The organism is Blastocatellia bacterium (assembly GCA_025054955.1).
Taxonomy (GTDB): domain Bacteria; phylum Acidobacteriota; class Blastocatellia; order HR10; family J050; genus JANWZE01.
In genome coordinates this window covers 1-25,719 of sequence record JANWZE010000099.1, presented here as the reverse complement: position 1 = coordinate 25,719, position 25,719 = coordinate 1, and the positions used below count along the sequence as shown (strand labels likewise).

At 54.8% G+C, this 25,719-nt stretch carries 23 protein-coding genes; 17 read left to right on the top strand and 6 right to left on the bottom strand.

Annotated elements, in window-relative coordinates; translation table 11 throughout:
- Nucleotides 1–63: 63 nt before the first annotated feature.
- From NZ823_12175 to NZ823_12160, 4 genes are all read right to left on the bottom strand, one after another.
- Nucleotides 64–438, bottom strand: a complete 375-nt coding sequence (locus NZ823_12175) for an Hpt domain-containing protein (protein MCS6805879.1) — start codon at nucleotides 436–438, stop codon at nucleotides 64–66.
- Entirely contained in the window at nucleotides 435–1,646 is a 1,212-nt protein-coding gene (locus NZ823_12170) for a hybrid sensor histidine kinase/response regulator (GenBank protein ID MCS6805878.1), read from the bottom strand. The genes NZ823_12175 and NZ823_12170 overlap by 4 nt, the downstream gene beginning before the upstream one ends.
- Before the next feature lie 25 nt (nucleotides 1,647–1,671).
- Nucleotides 1,672–2,115 (bottom strand): response regulator, encoded by a 444-nt coding sequence (locus tag NZ823_12165; GenBank protein ID MCS6805877.1) that lies wholly within the window; start codon nucleotides 2,113–2,115, stop codon nucleotides 1,672–1,674.
- Nucleotides 2,116–2,181: 66 nt separating this feature from the next.
- Nucleotides 2,182–3,645, bottom strand: coding sequence for a response regulator (locus NZ823_12160; protein ID MCS6805876.1), 1,464 nt, complete (start codon nucleotides 3,643–3,645; stop codon nucleotides 2,182–2,184).
- A 300-nt stretch (nucleotides 3,646–3,945) separates the two neighbouring features.
- Between NZ823_12160 and NZ823_12155 the strand changes: the two genes are divergently transcribed.
- From NZ823_12155 to NZ823_12125, 7 genes are all read left to right on the top strand, one after another.
- Nucleotides 3,946–5,475 (top strand): ABC transporter substrate-binding protein, encoded by a 1,530-nt coding sequence (locus NZ823_12155; GenBank protein MCS6805875.1) that lies wholly within the window; start codon nucleotides 3,946–3,948, stop codon nucleotides 5,473–5,475.
- A 121-nt stretch (nucleotides 5,476–5,596) separates the two neighbouring features.
- Nucleotides 5,597–5,725 carry a hypothetical protein gene (locus NZ823_12150; protein MCS6805874.1) on the top strand — a complete coding sequence of 43 codons (129 nt, stop codon included), beginning with the start codon at nucleotides 5,597–5,599 and terminating at the stop codon, nucleotides 5,723–5,725.
- A gap of 126 nt (nucleotides 5,726–5,851) precedes the next feature.
- Nucleotides 5,852–6,643 (top strand): nucleoside triphosphate pyrophosphohydrolase, encoded by a 792-nt coding sequence (mazG, locus tag NZ823_12145; GenBank protein ID MCS6805873.1) that lies wholly within the window; start codon nucleotides 5,852–5,854, stop codon nucleotides 6,641–6,643.
- Between the two features lie 30 nt (nucleotides 6,644–6,673).
- A complete protein-coding gene (locus NZ823_12140) occupies nucleotides 6,674–8,719 on the top strand; it encodes a sodium-translocating pyrophosphatase (GenBank protein MCS6805872.1) in 2,046 nt (681 codons plus the stop codon).
- Nucleotides 8,716–8,871 (top strand): hypothetical protein, encoded by a 156-nt coding sequence (locus NZ823_12135; GenBank protein ID MCS6805871.1) that lies wholly within the window; start codon nucleotides 8,716–8,718, stop codon nucleotides 8,869–8,871. Before NZ823_12140 ends, NZ823_12135 begins: the two co-directional genes overlap by 4 nt.
- Nucleotides 8,872–9,251: 380 nt before the next feature.
- The gene (locus NZ823_12130) at nucleotides 9,252–10,163 is read left to right on the top strand and encodes a PDZ domain-containing protein (GenBank protein MCS6805870.1); all 912 of its coding nucleotides are present in this window, start codon (nucleotides 9,252–9,254) and stop codon (nucleotides 10,161–10,163) included.
- Nucleotides 10,164–10,477: 314 nt separating this feature from the next.
- The gene (locus NZ823_12125) at nucleotides 10,478–13,651 is read left to right on the top strand and encodes a hypothetical protein (protein MCS6805869.1); all 3,174 of its coding nucleotides are present in this window, start codon (nucleotides 10,478–10,480) and stop codon (nucleotides 13,649–13,651) included.
- Between the two features lie 235 nt (nucleotides 13,652–13,886).
- On the opposite strand, the gene NZ823_12120 is transcribed toward NZ823_12125, so the two are convergent.
- Nucleotides 13,887–14,477 (bottom strand): nicotinamidase, encoded by a 591-nt coding sequence (locus NZ823_12120; protein MCS6805868.1) that lies wholly within the window; start codon nucleotides 14,475–14,477, stop codon nucleotides 13,887–13,889.
- A 153-nt stretch (nucleotides 14,478–14,630) separates the two neighbouring features.
- Here NZ823_12120 and sucC point away from each other — a divergent pair, with 153 nt between their 5' ends.
- Nucleotides 14,631–15,794 carry an ADP-forming succinate--CoA ligase subunit beta gene (sucC, locus tag NZ823_12115; protein ID MCS6805867.1) on the top strand — a complete coding sequence of 388 codons (1,164 nt, stop codon included), beginning with the start codon at nucleotides 14,631–14,633 and terminating at the stop codon, nucleotides 15,792–15,794.
- Between the two features lie 57 nt (nucleotides 15,795–15,851).
- On the opposite strand, the gene NZ823_12110 is transcribed toward sucC, so the two are convergent.
- Nucleotides 15,852–16,274 carry a carboxypeptidase-like regulatory domain-containing protein gene (locus tag NZ823_12110; protein ID MCS6805866.1) on the bottom strand — a complete coding sequence of 141 codons (423 nt, stop codon included), beginning with the start codon at nucleotides 16,272–16,274 and terminating at the stop codon, nucleotides 15,852–15,854.
- A gap of 82 nt (nucleotides 16,275–16,356) precedes the next feature.
- Here NZ823_12110 and tgt point away from each other — a divergent pair, with 82 nt between their 5' ends.
- The 9 genes from tgt to NZ823_12065 all read left to right on the top strand — a co-directional run bounded on the left by tgt (nucleotide 16,357) and on the right by NZ823_12065 (nucleotide 24,641).
- Nucleotides 16,357–17,514, top strand: coding sequence for a tRNA guanosine(34) transglycosylase Tgt (tgt, locus tag NZ823_12105; protein ID MCS6805865.1), 1,158 nt, complete (start codon nucleotides 16,357–16,359; stop codon nucleotides 17,512–17,514).
- A gap of 18 nt (nucleotides 17,515–17,532) precedes the next feature.
- The gene (gene yajC, locus NZ823_12100; GenBank protein ID MCS6805864.1) at nucleotides 17,533–17,808 is read left to right on the top strand and encodes a preprotein translocase subunit YajC; all 276 of its coding nucleotides are present in this window, start codon (nucleotides 17,533–17,535) and stop codon (nucleotides 17,806–17,808) included.
- A gap of 16 nt (nucleotides 17,809–17,824) precedes the next feature.
- Nucleotides 17,825–19,492 carry a protein translocase subunit SecD gene (secD, locus tag NZ823_12095; protein MCS6805863.1) on the top strand — a complete coding sequence of 556 codons (1,668 nt, stop codon included), beginning with the start codon at nucleotides 17,825–17,827 and terminating at the stop codon, nucleotides 19,490–19,492.
- A gap of 10 nt (nucleotides 19,493–19,502) precedes the next feature.
- The gene (gene secF / locus NZ823_12090) at nucleotides 19,503–21,008 is read left to right on the top strand and encodes a protein translocase subunit SecF (protein MCS6805862.1); all 1,506 of its coding nucleotides are present in this window, start codon (nucleotides 19,503–19,505) and stop codon (nucleotides 21,006–21,008) included.
- A gap of 111 nt (nucleotides 21,009–21,119) precedes the next feature.
- On the top strand, nucleotides 21,120–21,896 hold the full coding sequence (locus tag NZ823_12085; GenBank protein ID MCS6805861.1) for a TonB family protein: 777 nt from the start codon (nucleotides 21,120–21,122) through the stop codon (nucleotides 21,894–21,896).
- A gap of 41 nt (nucleotides 21,897–21,937) precedes the next feature.
- Nucleotides 21,938–22,672, top strand: coding sequence for a MotA/TolQ/ExbB proton channel family protein (locus tag NZ823_12080; GenBank protein ID MCS6805860.1), 735 nt, complete (start codon nucleotides 21,938–21,940; stop codon nucleotides 22,670–22,672).
- A 2-nt stretch (nucleotides 22,673–22,674) separates the two neighbouring features.
- Complete coding sequence (locus NZ823_12075) at nucleotides 22,675–23,118, top strand: biopolymer transporter ExbD (GenBank protein MCS6805859.1); 444 nt, start codon at nucleotides 22,675–22,677, stop codon at nucleotides 23,116–23,118.
- Between the two features lie 142 nt (nucleotides 23,119–23,260).
- On the top strand, nucleotides 23,261–23,713 hold the full coding sequence (locus NZ823_12070) for a biopolymer transporter ExbD (protein MCS6805858.1): 453 nt from the start codon (nucleotides 23,261–23,263) through the stop codon (nucleotides 23,711–23,713).
- 100 nt (nucleotides 23,714–23,813) lie between these two features.
- On the top strand, nucleotides 23,814–24,641 hold the full coding sequence (locus NZ823_12065) for a tetratricopeptide repeat protein (GenBank protein MCS6805857.1): 828 nt from the start codon (nucleotides 23,814–23,816) through the stop codon (nucleotides 24,639–24,641).
- The last annotated feature ends 1,078 nt before the right edge of the window (nucleotides 24,642–25,719 follow it).

The window sequence follows — 25,719 nt, the reverse complement described above, 5'->3', positions numbered from 1 at the left end:
CAGCAGGAACGACAAGAGAGGAGCGAGTCCTGAGGGTCAAGTCGGAGCAAGGGAATTTTTACCTCAAGACTCGATCCTCTCTTCTCGATCCTGACGAGCTGCTGCGCTCATGATTGAGTGCAAGCGCGTCACGATGGACAAGAGCGTGCGACGGCGCTCCGGTGTGAGTCGTTGGGGATTGTCCAGCACCGTCTTCAAATCGCTCTCCAGCAATCCAGCCCAACTGGTCACTTCTGGCAAGTCGTAGGTTTTTCCTGAGCCACGCAGTTTGTGAGCGATGACCATCAGTTGAGTGAGTTCTTCCATGTCAAGCAGCGGTTGGTCCCAGCGTTGCAGCACCGAGCGCACGGTCTGCAGTTGACTGAGACTATGCTGAATGTATTGAGAGCGCAGCTTGAGCATTTCTTGCCGGAAGATTTGTTCCACATGGGACGTCATGCAGTTACCTCCGCGAGCCTGTGTTGCAACAATTCGTTCATTGCGAGCGTGAGCGTCTCTACGGTGACCAGCGATTTGGTGAGGAATTTGGTCGGGCCAAGTCGAAGCGCTTCTTTTTCGGCGTCGTTGAGGTCCTTGGTGGTCAGGACCAACAGCGGCAAGTGGCGTGTGTCTGGATGGCGCCTGAGTGTTTGCACGACGCCGAAACCGCTCAGCACAGGCATCAAGATGTCCAGGATAATCAAGTCAGGATGCAGTTTCTTGACCTTCTCAATTGCTTCTTCACCATTATTCGCCGTTTCCACCTGATGGCCTGAGTGCTGAACAATGCGGGAGACAACCATGCGCAATCCCGGATCGTCATCCACCATGAGCACGAATGAGTTCCGTGGTCGGTTGCCGCCTCTGATGCCGGTTGGCGGCTGCGTCTCCGTCGGCGGCGCAGGTGTGATGGGGTGGGCGGGCGCTCGTGGCTCACGAGTCGCAGTGGGTGGCGCGATGGGCAATGAAAAGTAGAAGCAGCTTCCCGCTCCGGGCTCGCTTTCTACGCCGATTCGGCCGCCATGCTGGTCAATGATGGCTTTGCAGATAGCGAGTCCCAAGCCTGTGCCGCCCAGTTTACGCGTGACCACTGATTGGACTTGCTGAAACTTATTGAAGATTCGATCATGGTATTCCGGCGGAATGCCCATGCCATGATCTTTGACCCGAATGGTTACCCAACCGTCGCGGTATTCACTGGAGATCACCACCTGATCATCAGCCGGACTGAATTTCAATGCGTTCGATAGCAAGTTCATCAGCACGCGTTGAATTTGGTCGGCATCAGCTTGAACCAAAGGTAGGTCTGGCTCCAACGAGGTGACAATCAGGACCCCTCGTTGTTGCGCGAATCCGCCAATCTCCATGACACTTTGTTCAACCACTTCGGTTAAATCGGTTGGGGCGGTTTTCAAGGGGACTTGCCCGGCTTCGATCTTGGACAGGTCCAAAATTTCGTTGATCAACTTGATGAGGCGGTCGCTGTTAGAATAGGCGATGGTCAACAGATCACGCAGATCATTGTTCAGCTCGCCGCACGCCCCGCCTAGGATCAATCCCAATGAGCCTTTGATCGAAGTCAACGGCGTGCGCAATTCGTGCGACACAAGCGAGACAAATTCGTTCTTCAGACGTTCGATATCATGGTGATTGCTCTGTGATTTCATAGATTCTTCTCATTGTTGTTATTCTTCATGAAATCATCGTGCTCGGTTCTTCTTCGGAGAAGAGTTCAGGCAAATCCATCGGTCTACCCTCCAAGATTCGCAAAAACTGCTGCACCTGGGCGGGCAGGGTCATCGGGTCGAATGGTTTGGTGATGTAGCCGATAGCGCCCAAACTGAGCCCATAACTGACCTCACTCTGCTGAGCCTTAGCCGAGATAAACAACACAGGAATATCTTTCAGGTGGTCGTGTTGTTTGATTCGTGTGAGCGTTTCATAGCCGTCCATGTCCGGCAGCATCACGTCCAGCAGGATCACATCGGGCTTGATCTGTTCAGCCAGACGGATGGCTTCGATCCCATTGTCCACAACGGCGACCTCGTAACCTCCGACAAGCGTCAGACTCAGCTTTGCCACCTTTTGGATGTCGGGTTCGTCTTCGACCAGCAAGATTCGTTGTGCGTCCATCATCAAGTCCTCATCATCGCATTGCCAAGACGTGCTCGACATCATCGCGTTTCCAAGATACGTTCGACCTCATCGCATCCCTAAGACGCGCTCGACGCGGGCAATCAGCTCATGCGGGTTGAACGGTTTCCCCACGTAATCCTCCACGCCGAGCGAGTAGCCGCGCACAATGTCTGTCTGCGCCGTCATCATCGTCAACATGATCACCGGCACAGGCAATTGCCGATCACCAGCTTGCTCACGGAGCTGTTCAAGAAGCTCAAAGCCGGTCAGGCCGGGCATCAGATGATCTAAGATCACCAGGTCCGGTGGATTCGTTTGAATCAAGTCAATGGCCGTGCGGCCATTGTCAGCCACAATGGTTTGGTATCCAAGAGCCTTGAACGTTGCTTCGAGCAACGCACCCAGGTAGGGATCATCATCGGCAATTAGAATCTTGCGCCGGTCAGCCTGTGGCTGTTGATTGGTAGGCTGGTCGGCCACGCGCATGGAGCCGTCGGTTCGAGCCTGGGCTAAGGCGTGCTCGGCCGCTAGAATCAATTCACTGTAACTGCTCCCGTGTTGTGGAAAGCTGACCAGACCGGCGCACAAGCCGACGCCGATCATTCGCTGAAACGTGGCCGACAGTGACTCCAACACGCCGTGGACTTGGTCAACGTCGTGGCCCGGCATATACACAGCCAGCGTCACGCGACCATGGTGAGCCAGCCGATCCTCCCGTTGCAGGTGATCGGCCAACAGCTCTAGCAGGTGATTGGTCAGACTGTCGCAGCGATCATCCTCTGCCATCAACAAATCCCATGCGCCCTGCGCTTCCAACAAAGTCAATGTGGCGACCGAATGGGTTTCAAAGCGCGTTTCCAGATCATTGGTGACGTAATGAATGAATCCTTGCAGTAAGTCCGGCGACGGAGTGCGGCGATGTGGGCTGGCTTGCATCTGTTTACGCCAGAGCACCCCTTTCATTCTCACCAGCAATTCTTCCTCGTCAGCCGGTGTGGCCACAAACTCATCTGTAGCCCATTGATTGGCTCGGTGCCAGTGCAGTTCGTCTTGCGGGTCCACCAACAGCACCAAGGGAATGCTCAAACCAATCAGGTCTTGCCTCAGTTGATAAAACGCCTTTTCCTCCTCACGGCCAAATCGGAGTCGTGCGTCACAGATGACCGCTTCAATGTCGCGATGACTTAGAATGGCAAGCGTGGCCTGCCGGGGATTGCGGACAATAGTCGAGCGATAGTTGCCACGTCGCAACGTTGCTTGAATGCTCTTGGCCAACTCGGTATCGCGGCTCAAGATAAGAAAGTGCGACATGGAGTGTTCATTGCTCAACACGTTGTTCAATAAGGCACCCATGGTCTTGCACCGGCTAGTCAGTTGTGCAACTGCTGTGCCATGCCACAGGCGTGCCCGCTTGGGTGACATGGAACCGATTAACTCTTTTGGAATCAGCACCGGACTCGTGGTTGGGCCGACCCGTATCAGCGTGCCGGTAACAGCCACTAACCCACCCTGTCTGAGACATTCTTTCAAGGTTGAAAACCGTTTTTCAGCGTGACGCCTCTCGAAGAGGTAGGCTGAGTTTTCCACAATATCTGTGGAAAAGTCTGTGGAAAAGTGGGGCTCAGCGCGTCTCAAATTCCGATTTTTCAATCAGGTTTAGCATTTTGCATAATTTTTGTGCAATCCGGCGTTCACGTGGAGTTCACATTGAGACTGCTGTGCTGGACGGAGCATCGTCACTGTGATATAAGTCTCGTCCGTGCTATGCAGTTCAACGCCCGACGTCAGCTTCACCGACCGGCTCTGGGGCGACTCGTGTGCTGGCTTGTAATGCTCTGCTGTGGTGGTGTCGGATGTGTTGGCTCCGGGCAGGTTGATCACGGAACGCTGGTCGTCGCGATTGAGTCAGCGCCGCTGACGTTTGATCCACGTGGCGCGACCACGTCAGATACAGCGCGCGTTCAACAGCTCATTTACCATACGCTGGTACAGAAAAACGAGCGGTTCGAGTTGGTTCCCGAATTGGCCGAACGGTGGCAAGTGGACGCGGAGATGAAAAATTTCACGTTCTTTCTACCGCGCGGCATCACCTTTCACAACGGTAAAGAACTCACGGCTCACGATGTTGCATACACATTTGAGACGATGATCGCGCCCGGATTTGATTCGCCCAAGCGTGCCGCGTTCAGTCGGCTTCGCAAAGTCGAGGTGGTGGATGACCGTACAGTCGTGTTTCGCTGTCGTGAACGATACCCAGGGCTGTTGGTAGATTTAGTTGCAGTTGGCATCATCCCGGAAGGATCGGGGCCGACGGCTGCCGCCAATCCCATTGGCACGGGTCCGTTTCGTGTCGTCAACTTTGTTCAAGGGCAGCACATTGATTTGGAAGCGTTCCCCACGGCGTTTGGAGGTGCGCCTCGTATTCAACGGCTCCGGCTGAAGGTTGTGCGCGACCCGACCACGCTCGCCTTAGAGTTACTGAGCGGCTCTGTGCACTTTGCGCTCAACACGCGATTGTCGCCGGATTTTGTTGAAGAGCAGCGTCGGCTCGGAACGTTGAACGTGACCATTGCTGATGGCGCGCCGGTGGAATACCTACTCTTGAATACATCTGACGCAGTGCTGGCCGACCGCCGCGTCCGTCAAGCGATTGCCTACGGATTAGATCGTCAGACGATCATCAAGAACCTGCTGCAGCAGCAAGCGCGATTGGCCAGCACCGTCCTGCCACCGACTCATTGGGCCTATAATGCCAATGTCAAAAGGTACGATTATGATCCTGAGATGGCCCGCCAATTGCTCGATCAAGCAGGTTACCCTGACCCGGACGGCGATGGCCCGCAGCCGCGCTTACGCCTAAGCCTGAAAACATCCTCAGCCGAGCAGCCCCGTCAGATTGCTACGATCGTGCAAGAGCACCTGCGCAACATTGGCATTGAGGTTGAATTGCAGTCGTATGAGTTTCAGACCTATGCGAACTTTCTCAATCGCGGGCAGTATCAGATGGGATTTCTGCGGTTGGTTGGCGGTTACTTTCCAGATATTTTCAAAGCTGCTTTCGGTTCGCGCTCAATTCCCTTTGACCCAACCATCAGTGAGCGGGAGCGGACCGGTTTTCTCAACCGCGCGCGCTATCGCAACGTCGAAGTGGATCGCCTGATTGAGCAAGCCGAGGCAACCCAGGATCGCCAGGAACAGGTGAAACTGTACGGACGCATTCAAGAGATTGTGGCGGAAGACGTGCCGTGGATTTACCTCTGGTATCCATCAAATGTGGCAGTGATGAGCCGGCGCGTCGGGAGTGTGCGGATTCCGCCCTCAGGTGATTTCTTCTTCTTCAAAGAGCTCACGTTTCAGTAGAAGTGACGTCGCCGCGACCGTGGCGTGAACAAACGTGTGTGACAAGGAGTGCGACAATGCCGAAGAGGGAATTACAGCTCGTCTCAGTGGTGCCAATGTTGTGCTAGTAGGAGGTGTGACGATGCCGAAGAAGAAAGACCAGCAAAAACCCCGACCTCAAAAGCCTGGCCTGGATAAAGTGCAGCGGCTGGCGATGCAACTGCGTCAACCGAATCGGCCCCGCCGCTCAGTCAGCAGTGGAAAGAAATAGAAGCCCAGATGCTCAACTGTAAGCAGTAATTTTGCTCCTCACGGTAGGTCAGCAGCAGAAAGAAATAGACGAACGCATGGTCATCTCCTTGCTGCTCGGATGTGGCTCACGTATAATGCCGCGCCTATGTCCAACATTACATTTGAGCAGTTAGTCCAACTGGCTGCCAAGCTGCGTGGCCCCGACGGTTGTCCCTGGGATAAAGAGCAGACCTATGAAAGCGTCGCCCCCATGACAATCGAAGAGGCTTATGAAACCCTGGAGGCGATCGAGCATCGGGATGTCCAAGCTCTGAAACATGAACTCGGTGATCTGCTCTTTCACGTGACATTTTATGCGCAGATTGCCGCCGAACGGGGCGAGTTCACCATTGATGACGTCATCAGCCATGTCTACGAGAAACTCGTGCGCCGGCATCCACATGTGTTCGGCGATGTCAAGGCTGAGACGGCCGCCGAGGTGCTCCACAATTGGGAGAGAATCAAACAAGCTGAGAAGACCGCCAACAAGAGCGGCGAGGTTCCATCGCTCTTGGAAGGTGTCTCCAATAAGATTCCCGCGCTGCTGGAAGCGTTCCAATTGACCGAACGGGCCTCGCGCGTGGGATTTGATTGGGCCAATGCCGAACAGGTGCTCGGCAAGATTGAGGAAGAACTGAGCGAGTTGAGGCAGAAGATGCAAGCGGCTGAGACAAGCCCAGAGGGGATCAAAGAAGAGGTCGGCGACCTGTTGTTCGCCATTGCCAATCTCGCTCGCAAGCTTCAGGTTGATCCGGAGCTCGCTTTGCGCGGGGCCAATCGCAAGTTCAAGCAACGATTTCGTCACATTGAGCTCGAGCTGCACCGGCGCGGCCGCTCGCTGCGCGAATGCTCGCTGGAAGAAATGGACGCATTGTGGGACGAGGCCAAAACGGCCTGACCCAATTTATGGTTCTGGAGCTATACAATCATGAATGACGCGACATTGATATTAATGATGCCGCTGATCGGCCTTGTCGGGTTGGCCTTTGCTGCGCTCACCTACCGGCAGGTTCTGCGCCAACCGGCTGGCGACGGAGTGATGATCGAGATTGCTAATGCCATTCACGATGGCGCGATGGTCTTTTTGCGGCGGGAGTATTCGATTTTGCTTGTCTTTATCGTCGTCGTCGCTGTTGTTATTACGTTCGGCTTGCCGCACGGTGGGCTGACGGCGTTGTCGTTTGTCTTCGGCGCGTCATGTTCGATGGCGGCCGGCTTCTTCGGTATGAAAGCGGCGACCCGCGCCAATGTCCGAACGGCTGAGGCGGCACGCGGTCGGGGACAGAGCGAGGCGTTGCGCGTCGCGTTCAACGGCGGCTCCGTCATGGGCATGTCTGTGGCCAGCCTGGGATTGGTGGGCGTTGGGTTCTTGCTCTATCTGTACACCATCATTGCCGGAACGCCGCCCGAAACGGCGTCAGCCATTATCAGCGGTTTTGCTATGGGAGCCAGTTCCATTGCGCTGTTTGCCCGTGTCGGCGGCGGCATCTACACCAAGACAGCCGATGTCGGCGCTGATTTGGTTGGCAAGGTTGAAGTCGGTATCCCGGAAGATGACCCACGCAATCCGGCAACAATTGCCGATAACGTCGGCGACAACGTCGGTGATGTGGCAGGCATGGGCGCTGATTTGTTTGAGTCCTATGTCGGCGCGATCGTGGCCACCATTGCCATTGCAGCTACGACGGCGGAGTTCACCGGTTCTCGCTTGATGTGGATGGCGCTGCCGCTGCTGATTGCCGCCATCGGCACGCTCAGCTCGTTGATCAGTGTGATCGCTGTCGGCGCGCTGAAAAAGATGAATCCGGCCAGCGTGCTCAAATCGGTGACGCTGCTCTCATCTGCGTTGATGGTGGCAGGGACGTTCGTTGCCGTGTCAGTGATGGGGTTGGAGTTTCCCAACAGCCCCGTCCCCTATGGTCCGTTTTGGGCTGTGCTTGCCGGCGCTGTTGCCGGCTTAGTCATCGGGTACATCACCGAGTACTACACTGCGCAAAAGCCGATTCTGCGCATTGCCGAAGCTTCGCTCACGGGGTCTGCGACCAACATCATCACCGGATTGGCTGTCGGGATGCAGTCAACGATTTTGCCGATGTTAGGAATTTGCTCAGCAGTGCTCATTGCGCATGCCGTAGCCGGGTTGTATGGCATTGGCATTGCCGCCGTCGGGATGCTGGCAACGACAGGACTGGTGATGTCAGTGGATGCCTACGGTCCGATTGCCGACAATGCTGGGGGGATTTCCGAGATGAGTCATCTGGGGCCAGAGACGCGCAAGATCACTGATGGTCTGGACGCACTCGGCAACACGACGGCAGCCGTCGGTAAGGGATTCGCCATCGGCTCAGCGGCACTGACGGCGCTGGCGCTATTTTCGGCATTCCGCAGTTCAGCCGGCATGAGCGTGATTGATCTGACCAATGCCTATGTGGTTGTCGGTCTGTTCATCGGCGGTATCGTGCCGTTCTTCATTGCGGCCAGTACGATGTCCTCGGTTGGCAAGGCGGCATTCAAGATGGTTGAGGAAGTGCGCCGGCAGTTTCGTGAGATCACTGGATTGATGGATGGCACAGCCAAGGCCGATACGGCGCGTTGTGTAGACATCTCCGCGACGGCGGCGCTACAGGAGATGATCCTGCCCGGCGTCTTCGCTGTGCTGGCGCCGATCCTGGTAGGATTTATCTTCGGCAAACAGGCGCTCGGTGGGATGCTGGCCGGCGCAACAACGACAGGCGTTTTGCTGGCGCTATTGATGGCTAATGCCGGCGGCGCCTGGGATAATGCCAAGAAGCATATTGAATCAGGCCAGTTCGGCGGCAAGGGCAGCGAAGCCCATAAGGCGGCTGTCGTCGGTGATACGGTCGGCGATCCCTTCAAAGATACCTCAGGACCTTCGATGAATATCTTGATCAAGCTGATGTCAGTGGTCAGCCTTGTCATTGCGCCAGTATTGGGCGAAGGCCTCTTCCAATGAGCTTGGAGGCTGCCGTCGCGTTGCTGGTGAGGGGGGCGCTGAGCGCCCATGTAGTCGTCGTGCTGCTGGTGATGTGGATGCCGAGCGCCCGCCTATCGGATCATTTCTCGGTGAGGTTCCATTGGCGGTTGGTAGCCAACAAGCCGATGTGATCGCCTCTGCATGAGTTCACAGGGGCACGACGCGGGCTGGGCTATTCTTGCCGAGGTTGATCAAAAGCTTTCCACATCGTTTCTCTGAGGTGGCAAACCTTGAGGCGGTCTTCTTCAGCCACGTGTTGATGCTGAACCTGTTGATGCGTCCAAGCATCAGTAGCCAAGCATCACTATAGCGATTTTCAAATGCCTTTACCCAGGGAGCGCCTACCTTGAGGGCTCATGCACGCTGCAGTGTGCGCTCCCAGCGTAGATTGATTCGCAAACCGCTCTAGTCCAGAAATGGTCGAAACTCGTCTCTCCTTTGTAGCGTAGAAGGCTGTGGCTCAGTACAATGTGTCGTGGCCATCACCAACTCAATACCGGGGAGCATCATCATGACGTCAAGGTGTCCACAGTGTAACGCAGAAACGACTGAAAACCAGCGATTCTGCCGCTATTGTGGTTATCGGCTGGATCAAAGTCTGCCGGATTACGTAGCCACAGAGACACTAGATCATCAGACACAGCCAGCGTCATATACGACACCGCCGCCGTGGATGACGCCAGCGCCGATGGGGCAAGAAACAACCCAGATGCGCCCTCGTGGCGGCCTACGGCGCGGCCGTCGGCTTGCTATCTGGATCGCCGTTGGAGTGGTATCGCTCAGCGTAGTGGTTGGTGGGATCATTACGCATCGGATATCGAACCGTCGCGCAGCGCCCGCGGTGGCAACCCTGCCCGCTTCTTATATTGGCGTCAATCTCGAAGATGAAGATCAGGGAGTGATGATTGAGGAGGTTTACGACGGGACGCCTGCCGACCAGGCTGGCTTGATTGGTGGTGATGTGATCGTTGAAGCCAACGGCGCGCTGGTGCGCAGCGAACGGGAGCTGCGCCGAGTGCTGCGATCAACACCGCCACACTCAGAGCTTCGGCTCAAAATTCTGCGCGATGGTCAACCGATGGAAGTGATCGTAGTGACGGGTATCGAGGACGATTTCCGTGATCGTGGGCCAGACGGGCCGGTCGGTTTTTTCGGCATCGGTGATGATGGCGAACGTGTCCGTGTGCCCGGCAGAGAGCTGTGGGGTGTGCAACTGAATGACGTCCTGCCCAATGATCCGGCTGATTTGGCCGGCATCAAAAATGGCGACATCGTCATTGAGTTCAACGGCCACCCCATCCGCACGCCCAGTGAGCTGAGTCGGCGCATCCGTCAAACAGCGCCATACACAACCGTGCAGGTCAAAGTCATCCGCGATGGTCAGGAGCTGGTCATTCCTGTCAAGCTCGGCAAGAACGAGTAACGACAGCGACGGCAAGCCGCGTCCATTTTTCGTTCCCTTCATCTCCGATTATTCTGGCAAGAACGGCCGACGAAACGAGGGTGACAAGCGATGAATGGTGACCCCAGTGTAGTAACAGAGCATCGAGTGACGCTCATGAGAGTGAATGAGCACTGCATGTTGTCGCGTTCACACGCGCCGTGTCCGTTCTTGACTTGACCTACCAAGCCAGATCGCCATAGAATTAGCCTCTCCGAACGATAGCAAATTCTTATCACTGAGGTCAGACAGCGGCGGAGTCCGATGCTTAATTTCTTCGGGTGAGGAGGTCTATTGTGCGAATCCAAAAATTACTCGTTACTTCTTGGTTGGCTTGGCTCGTTGCCTTGAGTTTGATCCCGAATCAGCTTCTGGCTCAAATGCGGCTTGCCAGTGATGGGCAGTCGCCGATTCCGGCGACCGTGTTTGAGCGATTAGAGTGGCGCAGTATCGGCCCGGCTAACATGGGTGGACGGACGACCGATGTTGAAGGCGTGCCCGGCAATCCTAATCTGGTTTATGTGGCAACGGCCTCTGGTGGATTGTGGAAAACAACCAACGGCGGCGTGACGTGGACGCCCCTGTTTGAACGGCAGGGCACCATTTCAATTGGCGACATCGCCTTGGAGCCGGGTAATCCCGACGTAATCTGGGTGGGCACAGGTGAAGCCAACGTGCGCAATAGCGTTTCATTCGGCGACGGCGTCTACAAGTCCACCGACGGCGGCAAGACATGGCAGCACCTAGGACTCCAACAGACACGCCATATTTCGCGCATCCTGATCAATCCGCGCGATCCAAACATCGTCTATGTCGGCGCATTAGGACATGCGTTCGGACCCAACGAGGAACGTGGCGTGTTCATGACTACTGATGGCGGCCGCTCGTGGCAAAAGACGTTGTTCATTGATGCGCAACACGGCGTGGCCGACATGGATATAGACCCATCCAATCCAAATATCCTCTTTTGCGCCATGTGGCATTTCGAGCGCAAGCCTTGGACGTTCCGCAGCGGCAGCGAAAAGAGCGGCATCTTCAAATCAGTTGACGGCGGCCGCACATGGAAGAAATGCGAACAAGGATTGCCCAAACTGGTGGGCCGATTGGGCGTCAAGGTGGCTCCAAGCAATCCGCGCATTGTGTATGTGATCGGCGAGACCAAAGAAGGAACGCTCTTTCGCTCTGATGATCGTGGCGAGACGTTCAAGCAAATTTCTAAACAGGCCAATATCGTCTCACGCGGATTCTATTATTCTGACCTGCGCGTTGATCCGACAGACGAAGACCGCATCTACGCGATAGCTTCCATGTTGTTCGTCTCCAACGACGGTGGCAGAACGTTTCGTCGTATTTCGCAACGCACGCATGTGGATTATCACGCCTTGTGGATTGATCCGACCAATCCACACCGCATGTGGCAAGGGCAAGATGGTGGCGTGGCCGTTTCCTATGATCGTGGCGAGACGTGGGAATACGTCAACAATATGCCGTTGGGGCAATTTTATCAGGTTCATGCCGATAATCGGTTGCCGTTTTATTACGTCAGCGGCGGCTTGCAAGATAACGGCACGTGGATCGGTCCGAGCCGCACACGCGAGCCGGCGGGCATCCTCAATGACGACTGGCGGCTGATCAGTTTTGGCGACGGCTTTCACGTCGTCAGTCACCCGAACAATCCCGACCTGGTTTTAACTGAATCGCAAGGTGGCAACTTGATGCTCACCGACATACGCACCCGCGAGCAACAAGATGTCAGTCCGCAGCCCCGTCGGAACGATGGCGGGCCGGCCGGCGAGTTGAAGTATCGCTTCCACTGGAATTCGCCTATTATCGCCTCGCCGCATGACCAAAAGACGGTTTATTTCGCCGGCAATGTGCTGTTCAAGTCTACTGATTTCGGTCGAAGCTGGACTGTCATCAGTCCCGACTTGACCACTAATGATCCGAATAAACTCAAAGAAGCCGGCGGGCCAGTCTGGAACGAGAATACCACGGCCGAATATCACTGCACGATTATCAGCGTTAATGAATCGCCAGTTCGCGCCGGTGTGATCTGGGCCGGCACCGATGATGGGAATTTGCAGGTCACCACCGACGGCGGTCAAACCTGGACCAATGTCATCAAAAACGTGCCTGGTCTGCCAGCCTATTCGCCCGTGTCGCATGTCGAGCCATCGCGCCTCAGCGCCACCACCGCCTACGTTTCGTTTGATCGCCACATGCTCAATGACCTGCGTCCGTATATCTACAAGACGACCGATGGAGGACGAAGCTGGACCAACATCTCCGGCAATCTGCCCAATAACGCCTATGTCTGGGTGGTCCGCGAGGACCCAAACAACCCCAGCCTGCTGTACGCAGGGACCGAACTTGGTTTGTTTGTGTCCTACACGGGCGGATTCAACTGGATTTCACTCGGCATGAAAAATCTGCCCACTGTGGCCGTTCATGACATACTGGTGCACCCACGCGAGAACGACCTGATTCTGGCCACGCATGGCCGCTCGTTGTGGATTTTTGATGATGCGACGCCAATTCAACAACTGAACGCCGACATCCTGAGCCGCGATGTTCACCTCTTTGACATGAAGCCGGCCTGGCGGTTTGCCACGCGCATGTCGCGCTATGGGATCGGCAACAAACCGTTCACCGGCCCTAATCCCCCCTATGGCGCGCTCATCACCTACTATCTGAAAAACAAGCCCGACGAAAAGAACGCCGTCAAGATTCAAATTCTGGACGCCGATGGCCGGTTGATCCGCGAACTGAAAAACATTCCGCAAGAAAAAGGACTGAATCGAGTGGCGTGGGATTTGCGCTATGAGGGCCCGCGATTGCGACGGCCGCCCAGTGAAGAAGAGACCGAATTCACCGGCGGCCCGCGCGGACCACAGGTTGTGCCCGGAACGTACACAGTCAAACTGACGCTGGGCGAGACATCGCTCTCCAAACGGGTTGAGGTTCGCCTTGATCCAACGTTCTCGGTGCCAGCCACTGACCTTCAAGCGCAGCTCGATTACACGCTCAAACTGCGCCAGATGCAATCGGCAACCAATGATGCGCTGCGCGCGCTCGATAGCATCAAAGACCAACTAACCCAGCTTGACAAGACGGTCAAAGACCGCGCCCCAGACACATCAGAGGAGTTGAAGAAAGCCTTGTCGGAACATCTGAAGCAAGTCGAGTCGTTGCAAAGTGGGCTGACCCGTCCCCGCGATATACCCGGCTTCAGTAGCGGTCCGAAACTGCTAGAGCATATCAATTCGCTCTTCTTTGATCTGGATGGCACGAATGCCGCGCCGACGCCCTATCAACGCGAATTCTTCGGCGAGCTTCAAGCGGAGGTTCGGCAGAAGCTCGGTCAGGTCAACCAATTCATCGAGCAGACCGTGCCGAAGCTGAACGAGGCGCTACGAGATAGCAAGTTGTCAACCATTGTGCCCGGCAAGCCAATTGAGATTCCACAATAGAGGGGCAGTTTCGCTGCACGGCAAGCCTGGCCAGGCGACGTGAATGGAGCGACAAGCTCTGCGCGGCCTCATTTGGCTCTGGCGGTGTTCCTCGTTCTCATGCGCCGGAGTGGTCTGCGACAGGAACGTGAGCGCTCATTCGCAGCGCCTCCAGTGGTAATCTCTCAGCCAGGAGCGTGTGGCGCCGGAACGATTGGGTCTCGACCCGCCCAAGAGCGCCCACGGTGGTAACGCTTCAGGCAGCGGCGTGTGTGACATCCTGGAAAACGCCCTTAGTTGCCCCAAGGCGAAGGAGCTCTTCAATGGCATAGGCCGAATCGGCTTCGTTCACGCCGCGCACGGCGTCTTCGAGGATGGTCACATGAAAGCCCGCTTTCAGCGCATCGAACGCTGTGTGCTTGACGCAGTAATCTGTGGCAAGCCCGCCGATGTAAAGGTGGTCTATGCCTCGTTCGCGCAGAGCAACGGCGAGCTTGCGGCCCTGGCTATCCACGCCCTCAAAGGCTGAGTAAGAGTCAGCATCATAAGCCATGCCTTTTGAAATGATCTCCGCCTCGTTGGGCAATTTCAAATCAGGATGGAATTCAGCTCCCTTTGTGCCTTGAATACAGTGCGGCGGCCAGATGCCTCCATAGGCTTTGAAGTGGCGTGTCACCGGCGGATGCCAATCACGGGATGCATAAATGGGCTGTCCCGCTTGCATGAATTGCTCGATGTAGTTGTTCAGCACCGGAATGATCGCCTCAGCGTCTGGTACGGCCAGGGCGCCGCCTGCGCAGAAATCGTTTTGGACATCAACGATGAGTAACGCGCTGGTTATATTCATAGCCCTCACTCCTCGTAAGGCGTAATTTTATTTTTAGAGGCGCAGCGTGTCTACGGGCTGTCGGTGCGAGCCTTGACTTTTACTAGAGCACGCCATAAAGTGCCGCTCTCGTTGCCGGTCGAAAAGTGGCAACGGATTAGGAACGTTCAGACTATGAAGATTCATGAATATCAAGCCAAGCAATTACTGAAGCAGTTCGGCGTGACTGTGCCGCGTGGGATCGTGATCACCGAGCCAGAAGCGGCTCGTGCGGCGGCTGAGCAGCTTGGTGGTCGCGTCGTTGTCAAAGCGCAGATTCATGCTGGTGGTCGCGGCAAAGGCGGCGGCGTCAGACTGGCTGCTTCGCCCGAGGAAGCTGTCGAACTGGCCCGCGCCATGCTGGGCATGACGTTGGTGACGCATCAGACGGGGCCAGAAGGCCGGCAGGTACGAACACTGCTGATCGAAGAAGCGCTCAACATCAAGCAGGAATTTTACCTGGGTATCGTGGTGGATCGCAGCCTCCAATTGCCCGTCTTCATGGCCAGCGCTGCCGGCGGTATGGATATCGAAGAAGTCGCAGCCACCAATCCTGAAGCGATTCTCAAAGAACCGTTCAACCCGATGCTTGGATTGCAGGGGTTTCAAGCTCGACGATTGGCGTTCGGATTGGGCTTCTCCGGCGAGCTGGTTGGCCAGGCCACCAAGTTCATGACGGCGTTGGCTGATGCGTTTGTCAAGCTGGATGCTTCGCTGGCCGAGATCAATCCGTTCTTGCTGACACAGGAAGGTCACCTGCTGGCGCTTGACGCCAAGGTGAATTTCGATGACAACGCGCTGTTCCGTCATCAAGAGTATGCGGCGCTGCGTGATCTGAATGAAGAAGCGCCGTTGGAAGTCGAAGCCTCGAAGTACGACCTCAATTACATCAAGCTGGATGGCAATATCGGCTGCATGGTTAACGGCGCAGGGCTGGCGATGGCCACCATGGACATCATCAAATTGACCGGGAACGCGCCGGCCAACTTCCTCGATGTCGGCGGCACAGCCACGACGACGCGGGTGGAGAATGCCTTTAGGATTTTGCTCTCGGATGCCAATGTCAAGGCAGTGCTGATCAATATCTTTGGCGGCATCGTGCGGTGCGATGTGGTGGCCGAAGGGGTTATCGAAGCGGCGCGAAAGATCGGATTGAAGATTCCGATGGTCGTTCGATTGGAAGGAACCAATGCCGACAAAGCTCGCCAGATGCTCGACAATTCAGGATTGACGATTACGAGCGCAACCAGTATGCGCGATGCTGCGGAAAAGGTGGCTGCGGCCGTTCAGTCTCGGTGATGAGCGCCGGCCGCTGCTGAGACAGATCGCTCCAGGGAACCAGTGGCGCCGCCATGCTCAGAAACCTGCGCGAAAGACATATTTGATATTCGCATCATCCAGACAGACGAGCGGGCGGCGATAGCGCATCATCTGGCGTTTGAAAGGTGCCCGGTCTGCCGGCGTCATCGTTAAGTCCAGCCGCGTTGTTTCACTGCGCTCGATGACCACATCGAACACGTCTATCGTCGCGTAGTTGCTCTTGGTGATGGTGACCAGATAACGCCCCGGCCATAGTCCAAGATATGCGAAGCGGCCTCGCTCATCAGTCGTAGTGGCGAATTCGTGATCAAAAGCCATTGCCATGATACGGATGTGGGCTCCGACCAGCGGAGCCATTGTTCCGTTTTCACGAAGCGTGCCCAACAATGAACCGGTTGTTTGCGCGCTTACCGTTGACGCGATGGTCAATAGTACCACCGATAACAATAGCGGTTTCATGATCGTCCTCGCTTCTCAAGGTTGACAGCGCTTTCTATAATAGCCCTCCCATGCCAACCCGTCAAACGATCAACACCAGCCTATGAGTCGCGATTCGAGCCGCCCGTTTGGGTTTGAAGTCATCGCCACCGATGCCACGAGCCGTGCGCGCCTGGCATTGCTTCATACAGCGCATGGCTCAATTGAAACCCCTGTCTTCATGCCTGTCGGCACAGGTGGGACTGTCAAATCGCAAACGCAGGAAATGCTGGAACAATTGGACGCCAGGATCATCTTAGCGAATGCGTACCATCTATACTTGCGGCCTGGACATGAAGTGATTGAGCAGATGGGAGGTTTGCATCAATTCATCTCGTGGGACCGCGCGATTCTGACCGACAGCGGCGGATTTCAAATCTACAGCTTGGCGCCGCTGCGCAAGGTCTCTGAGGAAGGCGTTCAATTTCAATCGCACTTGGACGGCTCATGGCACTTGCTCATGCCTGAGACAGCGATGGATATCCAGATTGCGCTCGGTTCAGACGTGGCCATGGTGCTCGATGAATGTGTCCGCAACCCAAGCCCGTACGCTGTGGCCGAGCAAGCTGTCGCGCTGACAACACGCTGGGCGCGGCGTTGCCGACAGCGCTTTGATGAACGGGACGCTGCGCGACGGCAGGCGCTGTTCGGTATTATCCAAGGCAGCACGTTTGTTGATTTGCGACAGCGCAGTCTGGAGGCACTGGTGGAGATCGGATTTGATGGATACGCCATTGGCGGATTAAGTGTCGGGGAAGGCAAGCAAGAGATGTACGACACGGTCGAGGCGACGACAGCCAGCATGCCGGAGTCAGCGCCGCGCTACTTGATGGGTGTCGGCACGCCGTTGGATATACTCGAGTGCGTGGCCCGCGGCGTGGATATGTTCGATTGCGTGATGCCGACCCGCCATGCGCGCAATGGGCAAGTGTTCACCACCGACGGACCGGTCAATATCAAAAATGCCACGTGGGCGCGCAATCCAAATCCTATTGATGCGCGCTGCCAGTGCTTTGTCTGCCGGCGTTATTCACGGGCGTATCTGCGGCATCTATATATGTCCAATGAAATGCTTAGCGCGATCCTTTGCACCCATCACAACCTCTATTTTTATCTTGACACAATAAGTAAAATGAGGCATGCTATCGCGCTTAAAAAATTCGCGGAGTTTTACGCTGAGTTCACTGGCCGGTATCAAGCGAATTCCAACAATCCAACATAACGATGTGGGTCGGTTGTTATGAACGCATTGACAGCATTTATCCCCTTTCTAATTGTCCTGGCCATTTTCTATCTGCTGATCATTCGCCCCGAGCAAATTCGGCGAAAGAAATTGCAAGAGCTGATTAACAACCTGAAGGTCGGAGACAAAATTGTTACGGTCAGCGGGATTCATGGGACGATCCTCAGTGTACGTGACGACCGGCTGACGATTCGCTCGGATCAATCTCGGCTGGAGGTTTCACGCTCGGCGGTGGCTGGGTTGGATTCGCGGTCTGACTCAACTAATAATTAGAGCGGTAGATTAAAGTATGACCAAAAATGTTCGTGTTCGTCTCTACATCATTCTGGGTGTAATGTTACTGGCGTTGTTTCTCCTGTTTGGTCCATTCCGCCTGACCGATCCGTTAACTGGGGAGTTCTCGGCCTCCGTCTTCAAAAGTAACTTCACGCTGACGCAACTGAGAAAGAACCTGGCTGATAATATCAAGCTTGGCTTGGACCTCAAGGGTGGGAGTCATTTAATCCTCAAGGTACAGACAACCGACGCCCTGCAAGCCGTCACCGATGGCAACATCGCCAAGGCCCGCGATATCTTGCAAAAGGAAAACATTCAAGTGAAGAACGTCGTCTCGCCGCGCATTGGGCAGGTCGTTGTCGAGATGGACGACACCACCCGCATCGAGGACGTGAAGAAATTTATTGGCGAGGATTTTGGGCCCGGCTGGGTTGTGGAAACACAAGGCAAGAACGTCGTCTTCACGATCAAGCCTGAAGAAGCCGCTGCGTTAGCCAATCGCGCCACTGAGCAAGCGTTGCGCATCATCGAGACGCGCGTCAACGAGTTTGGCGTGGCTGAGCCGACCATTCAACGACACGGGCCGGCCTCGGCGCATCAAATTCTGGTGCAATTGCCCGGCGTGGATGACCCGGAGCGCGTCAAGAATTTGATTCGCGCCGAATCGCGCCTGGAGTTAAAGCTGGTCACCAACGGCCCGTTTGCCTCCCGCGACGAAGCGCTGAAAGAGTTGGGTGGAACCGTTCCGCCGGATAAGCAAATTTTGCCGGTCGAATCACGCCGTCGCAGTGCCGATGAGCCGAAGACAGAGCAGTATTACGTTGTGGAAAAAACGCCAGTGGTGACGGGCGCTGAACTGCGACGCGCTCAAGGTGTCATCTCACGAACTGGGGCCAACACCTACGAAATTCTCTTTTCGTTACGCCCGGAAGGCGCCAAGAAATTCGGCGAGTTCACCGGCAGTCACATTGGCAAACAATTAGCAATTGTGCTGAACGACGTCATCAAAAGCGCGCCCAATATCAAAAGTCGCATTGAGGCTGAAGGTGTAATTGAAGGTGATTTTACCAAGGAAGAAGCTGATGACCTCGCTCTGACGTTGAATTCAGGAGCACTGCCGGCTCGCCTCACCTATTTAGAGGAGCGCACCGTCGGACCGAGCCTGGGTGCTGACTCAATTCGGCAGGGCGTGGCGGCGGCGCTTGTCGGACTCGCGTTAGTCGTTGTGGCCATGATCCTGTATTACCGTCTCTCCGGCGTCAACGCGGTGGTCGCCCTGGTGCTGAATGTTTTCCTGTTGCTGGCCGCTTTACGGTTGTTCGGCGCGGTGCTGACACTACCTGGCATTGCCGGTATTGCGCTGACTATTGGCATGGCTGTGGATGCCAACGTGCTTGTGTTTGAGCGTATTCGTGAAGAACTCAAAAGCGGTAAGGTGGTGATGTCGGCGGTGACGCTGGGATTCGATCGCGCATTTGTCACCATCTTCGACTCCAATGTCACCACGATTATCGCTGCCCTGTTTCTCTTTGTGTTCGGCACTGGGCCAATTCGCGGATTTGCCGTCACGCTGGTGTGCGGGTTGCTCGCCAATCTGTTTACGGCTGTGTTTGCCTCCAAGACATTTTTCCTGTGGCTGCTGAGCCGACAAGGGGCGGCTCCGGAACGGTTGAGTATCTGAGAAACGTGTCATGTACGAGCTAATTAAGAATCCAAACGTTGACTGGTTGGGCCTCAAGCGTCCGTTTATTATGCTCTCAATTGCCTTGCTCCTGGCCGGCATGATCTCCGTGGTTGTTCAAGGCTTCAATTTAGGCATTGACTTTTCTGGCGGCGTGCTGGCCACTGTCAAGTTTAGAGAACGGCGTCCATCGGAGGATCAAATCCGTCAGGCTTTGAGTAAACATGGAATTGATGTAGGTAAGGTTATCATTCAACCCATTAGTGATCCGATCACAGGCAATGAGAATCAAGTCTTAATTCGCTTGCCGCAACGACAGGGAGCGACCAACGTTGGCTATAGACCATCGGCAGGAGACGTGCTTGCTGCTTCATTACAACAGGCTCAGCCACCTCAGGCAACAACGCCCTCAGCGCAACCACAGTCCGGGACCAACCGGCCTCAGTCTGGTGAGACGGCATCGCCAGCATCGGGTGCCCAACCGCAAGCGCCAACCGACTCGTCAGGTCAGGCTGGCACGCCGCCCGTTGCAGTTTCACCGGCGCCGGCTTCACCGGCAACCTCTGCCGCGCCTGAACCCGTTGAGCGAATTGGCGAGGAAAAACGGGCTATTTTAGCCGCGCTGGCCAGCTTTAATGATCCGGCTGATGCCGCCAGCAAAACTGACCTCAATACAGTTGGACGTGAGACTTTGCGCAATAAATTGATTGAGTCGGACCCCCTCGGACTCAATGCCTCAGGACAATCAGCCGCTGCCGCTGAGTACACCAAGTACGCTGACCTGATCATTGATTATAGAGACAAACAGAGTGGTGGACTCATCAATCAAATCGCCGACTTAAAAAATATATCGGGCTTTTCTTCGGCGCTGGCCGATGCATTGCCGAAACAGTTTTTTGCCGGCAATGTGGCGTTGACCGGCTATGAAGAGGTCGGCCCTCAGATCAGCGCGGAATTGCAACAGCGCGCGATTTATGTCACGTTAGCATCGTTTGTCGGAATTCTTCTCTACATGGCATTTCGCTTTGAATGGATTTATGGTGTAGCGGCTGTTGTGGCGGTTTGTCATGATTTGTTAGTAACGCTGGGTGTGTTTTCCATCTTACAGGAAGAAATTTCTCTCAATGTTGTGGCCGCATTGTTGACCTTAGCCGGTTACTCGGTCAATGATACGATCGTTATCTTTGATCGCATTCGCGAGAACCTGAAACTAAGACGTAAAGACAGTCTGCCGCAACTGGTCAACGATAGCATCAATCAGACGCTCTCGCGCACAATCTTAGTCTCTGGGCTGACCTTTCTCGCCGTGTTGGCATTGCTGATTTGGGGAGGGCCAGTATTGCGTGGTTTGGCGTTAGCGTTGACGATTGGTATTGTCGTTGGCTCCTATTCAACGCTGGCTATTGCCAGTCCGATTATGGTCTGGTGGCAACAACGCAAGGAGCTACGCGCCTCTGGTCACCAGGAGGTTGCATCAGCTCGGCGTGATGTAAAACGTAAGATGGTTGCCAGTTAAGTTCTGCTTGACTGGCAATTCAAATCGGATTATACTGAGGGCGCTTGTTGGCCTGACAATTCAATGAGAGCAAAATAGCCGTTGACCCATTGGCAAGGAGACGGGGGATATATGTTTGAGAATTCTTTGATCGAATCAACCACGAAGAAGGTCAAAACTCAGACCAAATGGTATTTTCTTGGCACGATGGTCGCTTATGCGGTGGCTTTGTTGGTCTCAATCGTGACCGGCATTATGCTGGCGAACCCTGAGTTTAAGGAACAGGTGATGTCGGCAGCATTAGTAGCGCCACCGCCGCCGCCGCCACCACCACCGCCACCGGCTGCAGCTCCTGCTGCACCGGTTATCCCCAAATCAGCGATCATCGTTCCCAAGGGATTTGTCGCTCCGACCAAAGTCCTGAAAGAGCTCCCGAAGGCTGACATGCCTGTAGTGCAGGTAGAGACAACCGGAGCAGGCTTTGGTGTCCCGGGCGGCGTTCCGGGTGGTGTGCCCGGTGGTGTCATTGGTGGAGTTGTAGGGGGTGTGTTAGGTGGCACGGGAGCAGCGCCTGCGCCGCCACCACCGCCGCCAAAAGAAGAGCCGAAGGTTGAGGTTCCCAAAACGCCTCGTCGCGTTTCTGGCGGAGTGCTTCAGGGCAACGCCATCCGTCGCGTTGAACCGACGTACCCGGCCATTGCACGCAGCGCGCGCGTGTCCGGTACGGTTCAAGTCGAAGTGGTGATTGATGAGGCAGGGAATGTCATTTCAGCAAGCGTCATTGAAGGGCATCCGCTGTTGCGGCAAGCGGCGCTGGAAGCGGCGCATGGGTGGAAGTTCCGCCCGACATTGCTCAGCGGTGTGCCGATTAAAGTCACTGGAGTTTTGATTTTCAATTTCAGACTATGAGTCTCAATTGAACAAATCTTGATGAGGAGGCATTTGATACCATGATTGAGATGTTGTTTGGAGCAGGAGGGCCGCTGGCTCTCTGGTTGCAGGAAGGGGGACAGGAAATTAGCTTCACCTTGTGGGATATGTTGCGCCGTATGGGTGGCGTGGCATTGGCGACAGTGATCATTTTGGCGATCATGTCTATGTACTCAATTGCCGTGACGATTGAGCGGTGGTTGAGTTTCAATGCTGCAAAGAAGCAGTCGCGGGAATTTGCGCCGAAAGTAGCCAATGCGCTGCGCACCGGAAAGATTGACGAAGCCATTAGCATTTCGGATAAGTTCAAGAAGAGCCATCTGGCGATGGTCGTCAATTCGGGTCTCCAAGAATTTCAAGCCCACAAACTCTCAAAGGAGATTCCTGGAGAAATTATTGATTCGGCCAAGCGTGCCTTGCAGCGAGCTATCGCGGTGAAGACGGCTGAATTCAAACGTGGCTTGTCGGCGCTTGCCACGATTGGTTCGACGGCCCCGTTTGTTGGATTGTTTGGCACGGTCGTCGGCATCGTCAATTCATTTCAGGGCCTGAAGCTGGCTGAATCGGCTGGTATCGGCGCTGTCGCCGGTGGAATTGCTGAGGCATTGGTGGCCACAGCATTTGGCATTTTCGTGGCGCTGCCGGCGGTGTGGATGTTTAACTATTTCACCAGCCGTGTGGACTCGTTCGTTGTCGAGATGGAGAACTCTTCATCCGAGTTGATTGATTACTTCCTCAAGAAGCGAGGTGAATAGCTATGGGCATGCAAGTTGGCGCCAATAGGGGGCTTGTCGCCACCATCAATGTCACGCCCATGGTGGATGTGATGTTGGTGTTGCTCATCATCTTCATGGTGGTGACACCCTTCTTGCAACAGGGCGTGACAGTTGTGCTGCCCAAGGGACCGCATGGAGAGGAAGATCAGGCCATCAACAAGGAGTCAGCGGTCATTGTGGCGATCCCGGCGGATGGAACCTATTTTTTGGGACGCGATTCTGTGACACTGGAACAGATGAAGACGCGCATTGAAAAGATGATGGAAAATAAGCCAATCGGCGAGCGCGTCGTCTACGTCAAAGGTGACAATCGCGTCAAGTATCAATATGTGGTTTCAGCCGTGGATGCCATCCGAAGCGCCGGTATTGATCGAGTCGGACTCGTTGTTGATCCAGGCAAAAAAGGCGAAGCCCCAAAGCCATGACGTGGCTGGAGGCTGATTCCTTGGGCTAGCCCTTGCACTGGCGCGGCATCTCAATTTGATGCGGCGTTCGTGTGAGGGAGGGCAGTAGCTTGTCGAGTACGGCTTCTTTCGGCAAAGCTACTGAGAGTTTTGAGGAGTAAATATGGCGATTGATGTTGAAGAAAAACCGGTTGATCGGGGTATGCATGCAGAACCCGATATTAATGTGACGCCTCTGATTGATGTATTATTGGTGTTACTGATCATTTTCATGGTCATCACCCCGTTGAAGCCGCACAAGATTGAGTCGAAAATTCCCGAGCGGGCGCAAGGCAATGTTGACGTGGTCAATCCGTTGGTGATTGTGCTGGGCTTGGATGTCAATCCACAAGGGATCGTGACTGGCGCCAAAATCAACCAAGAGGATGTTACCCTTGACAGGCTTGGAGCACGGTTGAAAGAAATTCTTGACCCATTGCCTTCAGATCGTAGAACGATCTTCGTGCGCGCTGCTCGTAGCGCAATTTATGGTGAGATCGTGAAAATTATTGATATCGCTAAGGGCGCCGGCGCCTCCCCAATCGGGTTACAGATAGATGATCTACCGGAATCCTAGAGGGGTGACAGGGATGATAGCTGACCGAGACAGCTTTCTGAACGTCCCTGCTTAGAGGCGATGTGGTCCCATTGAATATCGTGAAGGAGGCTCAGCGAGCGTGAACGTTTATAAACAGATCGTGGCCGTCGGTGCAGTGGTCTTGGCACTCACACTGAGCGGATGCCAATTTATCAACACGATTAAAGCCAAGGATAACTTGAATCAAGCAGCCTATGCGTTTAATCGTGGCGAATATGATACGGCATTGGAGTTGCTCAAGACAGCTCTATCGCAGGATCCCAATTTACCCCAATTGAAGGCTTACTACGGGGCTACTCTATACGCCAAATACAATCTGAGTGGTGAGGAGGCTCTGGCAAAAGAGGCCTTACAAGTCTATCAGGAGATTTACGAGCAGGAGAGTCAGAAGCCGAATCCTGATACTCAAAGCCTCAGCAACGCGATTGCTTATATTGCCACGATTTACGGCAACCTCAACAATAAGGATGAAAAGCGCAAATGGATGCTCAGGCGAGCCGACGTGCCTGGAATGACTGATAAGGACAAAGCAGAAGTTTACTATACACTCGGAACCGAATACTGGGGCGAGGCAACCACTATCACAGCAAAATACCGGATAATGAAATATCCTGAGCCGGAGTATAATGTTCCGGATGCCGAAAAGCCGAAGGTAGTGGAGCTTGCCAATAAGGGCTTGGAATACGTTGATCGCGCCCTGTCGTTAGCCCCTGAATATTCGGATGCATGGGTTTATAAGAACCTCCTATTGCGCGAGAAGGCTTATGTTGAACGCGATCCTCAGAAGAGGAAAGCGCTCATGGATGAGGCGAACAAAGCTCGCGACAAGGCGATCGAATTGACAAAACGCAAAGAGGCTGAACAACAGCAACAGCAACAACAACAGCAGCCACAACCACAGCAGTAAAAACCCGAGTTCGCGGCCGCTCGTCAGAGAAATTGTCCAGGTTCTCACCTCTGGCACGATGAGGCTGCTGTTTTTGCCTTTTGGTACAAATGGCCTTGGCGCCAGTTCAGCAGCGTGTGGCCGCTTTCTCATCTGACACCAATCGAGAGAAGAAGACCACGTTCTTTGTAGGGGCGTTGCCGTGTGGACGCTCGCTGAGTGAGATGGTAGCCAGAGTTGCAACGTCTGGGAGCCGTCATCCCTAGAGCGGTTTGCGAATCAATCTACGCTGGGGCGCGCACTTCCAGCGTGCGTGAGCCCGCAAGGCGGGCGCTTCCCGGGTAACGGCAATTGAAAATTGCTATAGTTCGTCGCGCGTTCGACAGCGCCACCCCGTTCTCTCATCGGCTCGTTCATGCTGTGCAATCGCTGGCCACGAGTGCGTTGCTCTGGCGCTTCTGCAACGCGCCACCGCCGCTTGCGCTGCTATTCCAGACGTTGCATGTCTGGCTGCCTTCGCGTGCGCCGCTTGCGCGGCTCAGCAGAAGCGAGCGTGGCATGAAGAAGCAATCCCATACACGCATGGAAAATTGGAGGCGGCTGCTTAGGACGTTCTGCTGCTGCTCCTCATGTCGCTTCATCAAACACGACCTTTCTCCAGACTATTGGAATTATGCCCCTGACTCTGACTTCTGGCTCCTGACTTCTGACTTCCGACTCCTGCCCCCTGACTCAAGCATGGCCTTTCTCCAGACCACTGGCATGAGTTTTATCAACCCGCAGCCCGCAATCGGTATGTGTTTTATCAACCCGCAATCGGCAGTCTGCAATCTGCGATCAGGATGATTTCCTCTCGAAAATACCCTGAAGACGAGTAGACGAAAACCTTTGACCGGCGGCTCTCGGTCAACCGAGAGGGTTTTCGTGTTTTTGGCACATCAAGTCTGCACGGCTCACAGTCTGGCATTCTCTGGCTTTTTTTTATAGAATCACTCTCTCGCAGCAGCGGTTTGGTTAGACCCGAGCAGTAGCGAAGGGGCTAGTAAGTTACTGCAGCGGCAAATCAGTTGGCTGATTTCAAACGTGCCGATTTGAAATG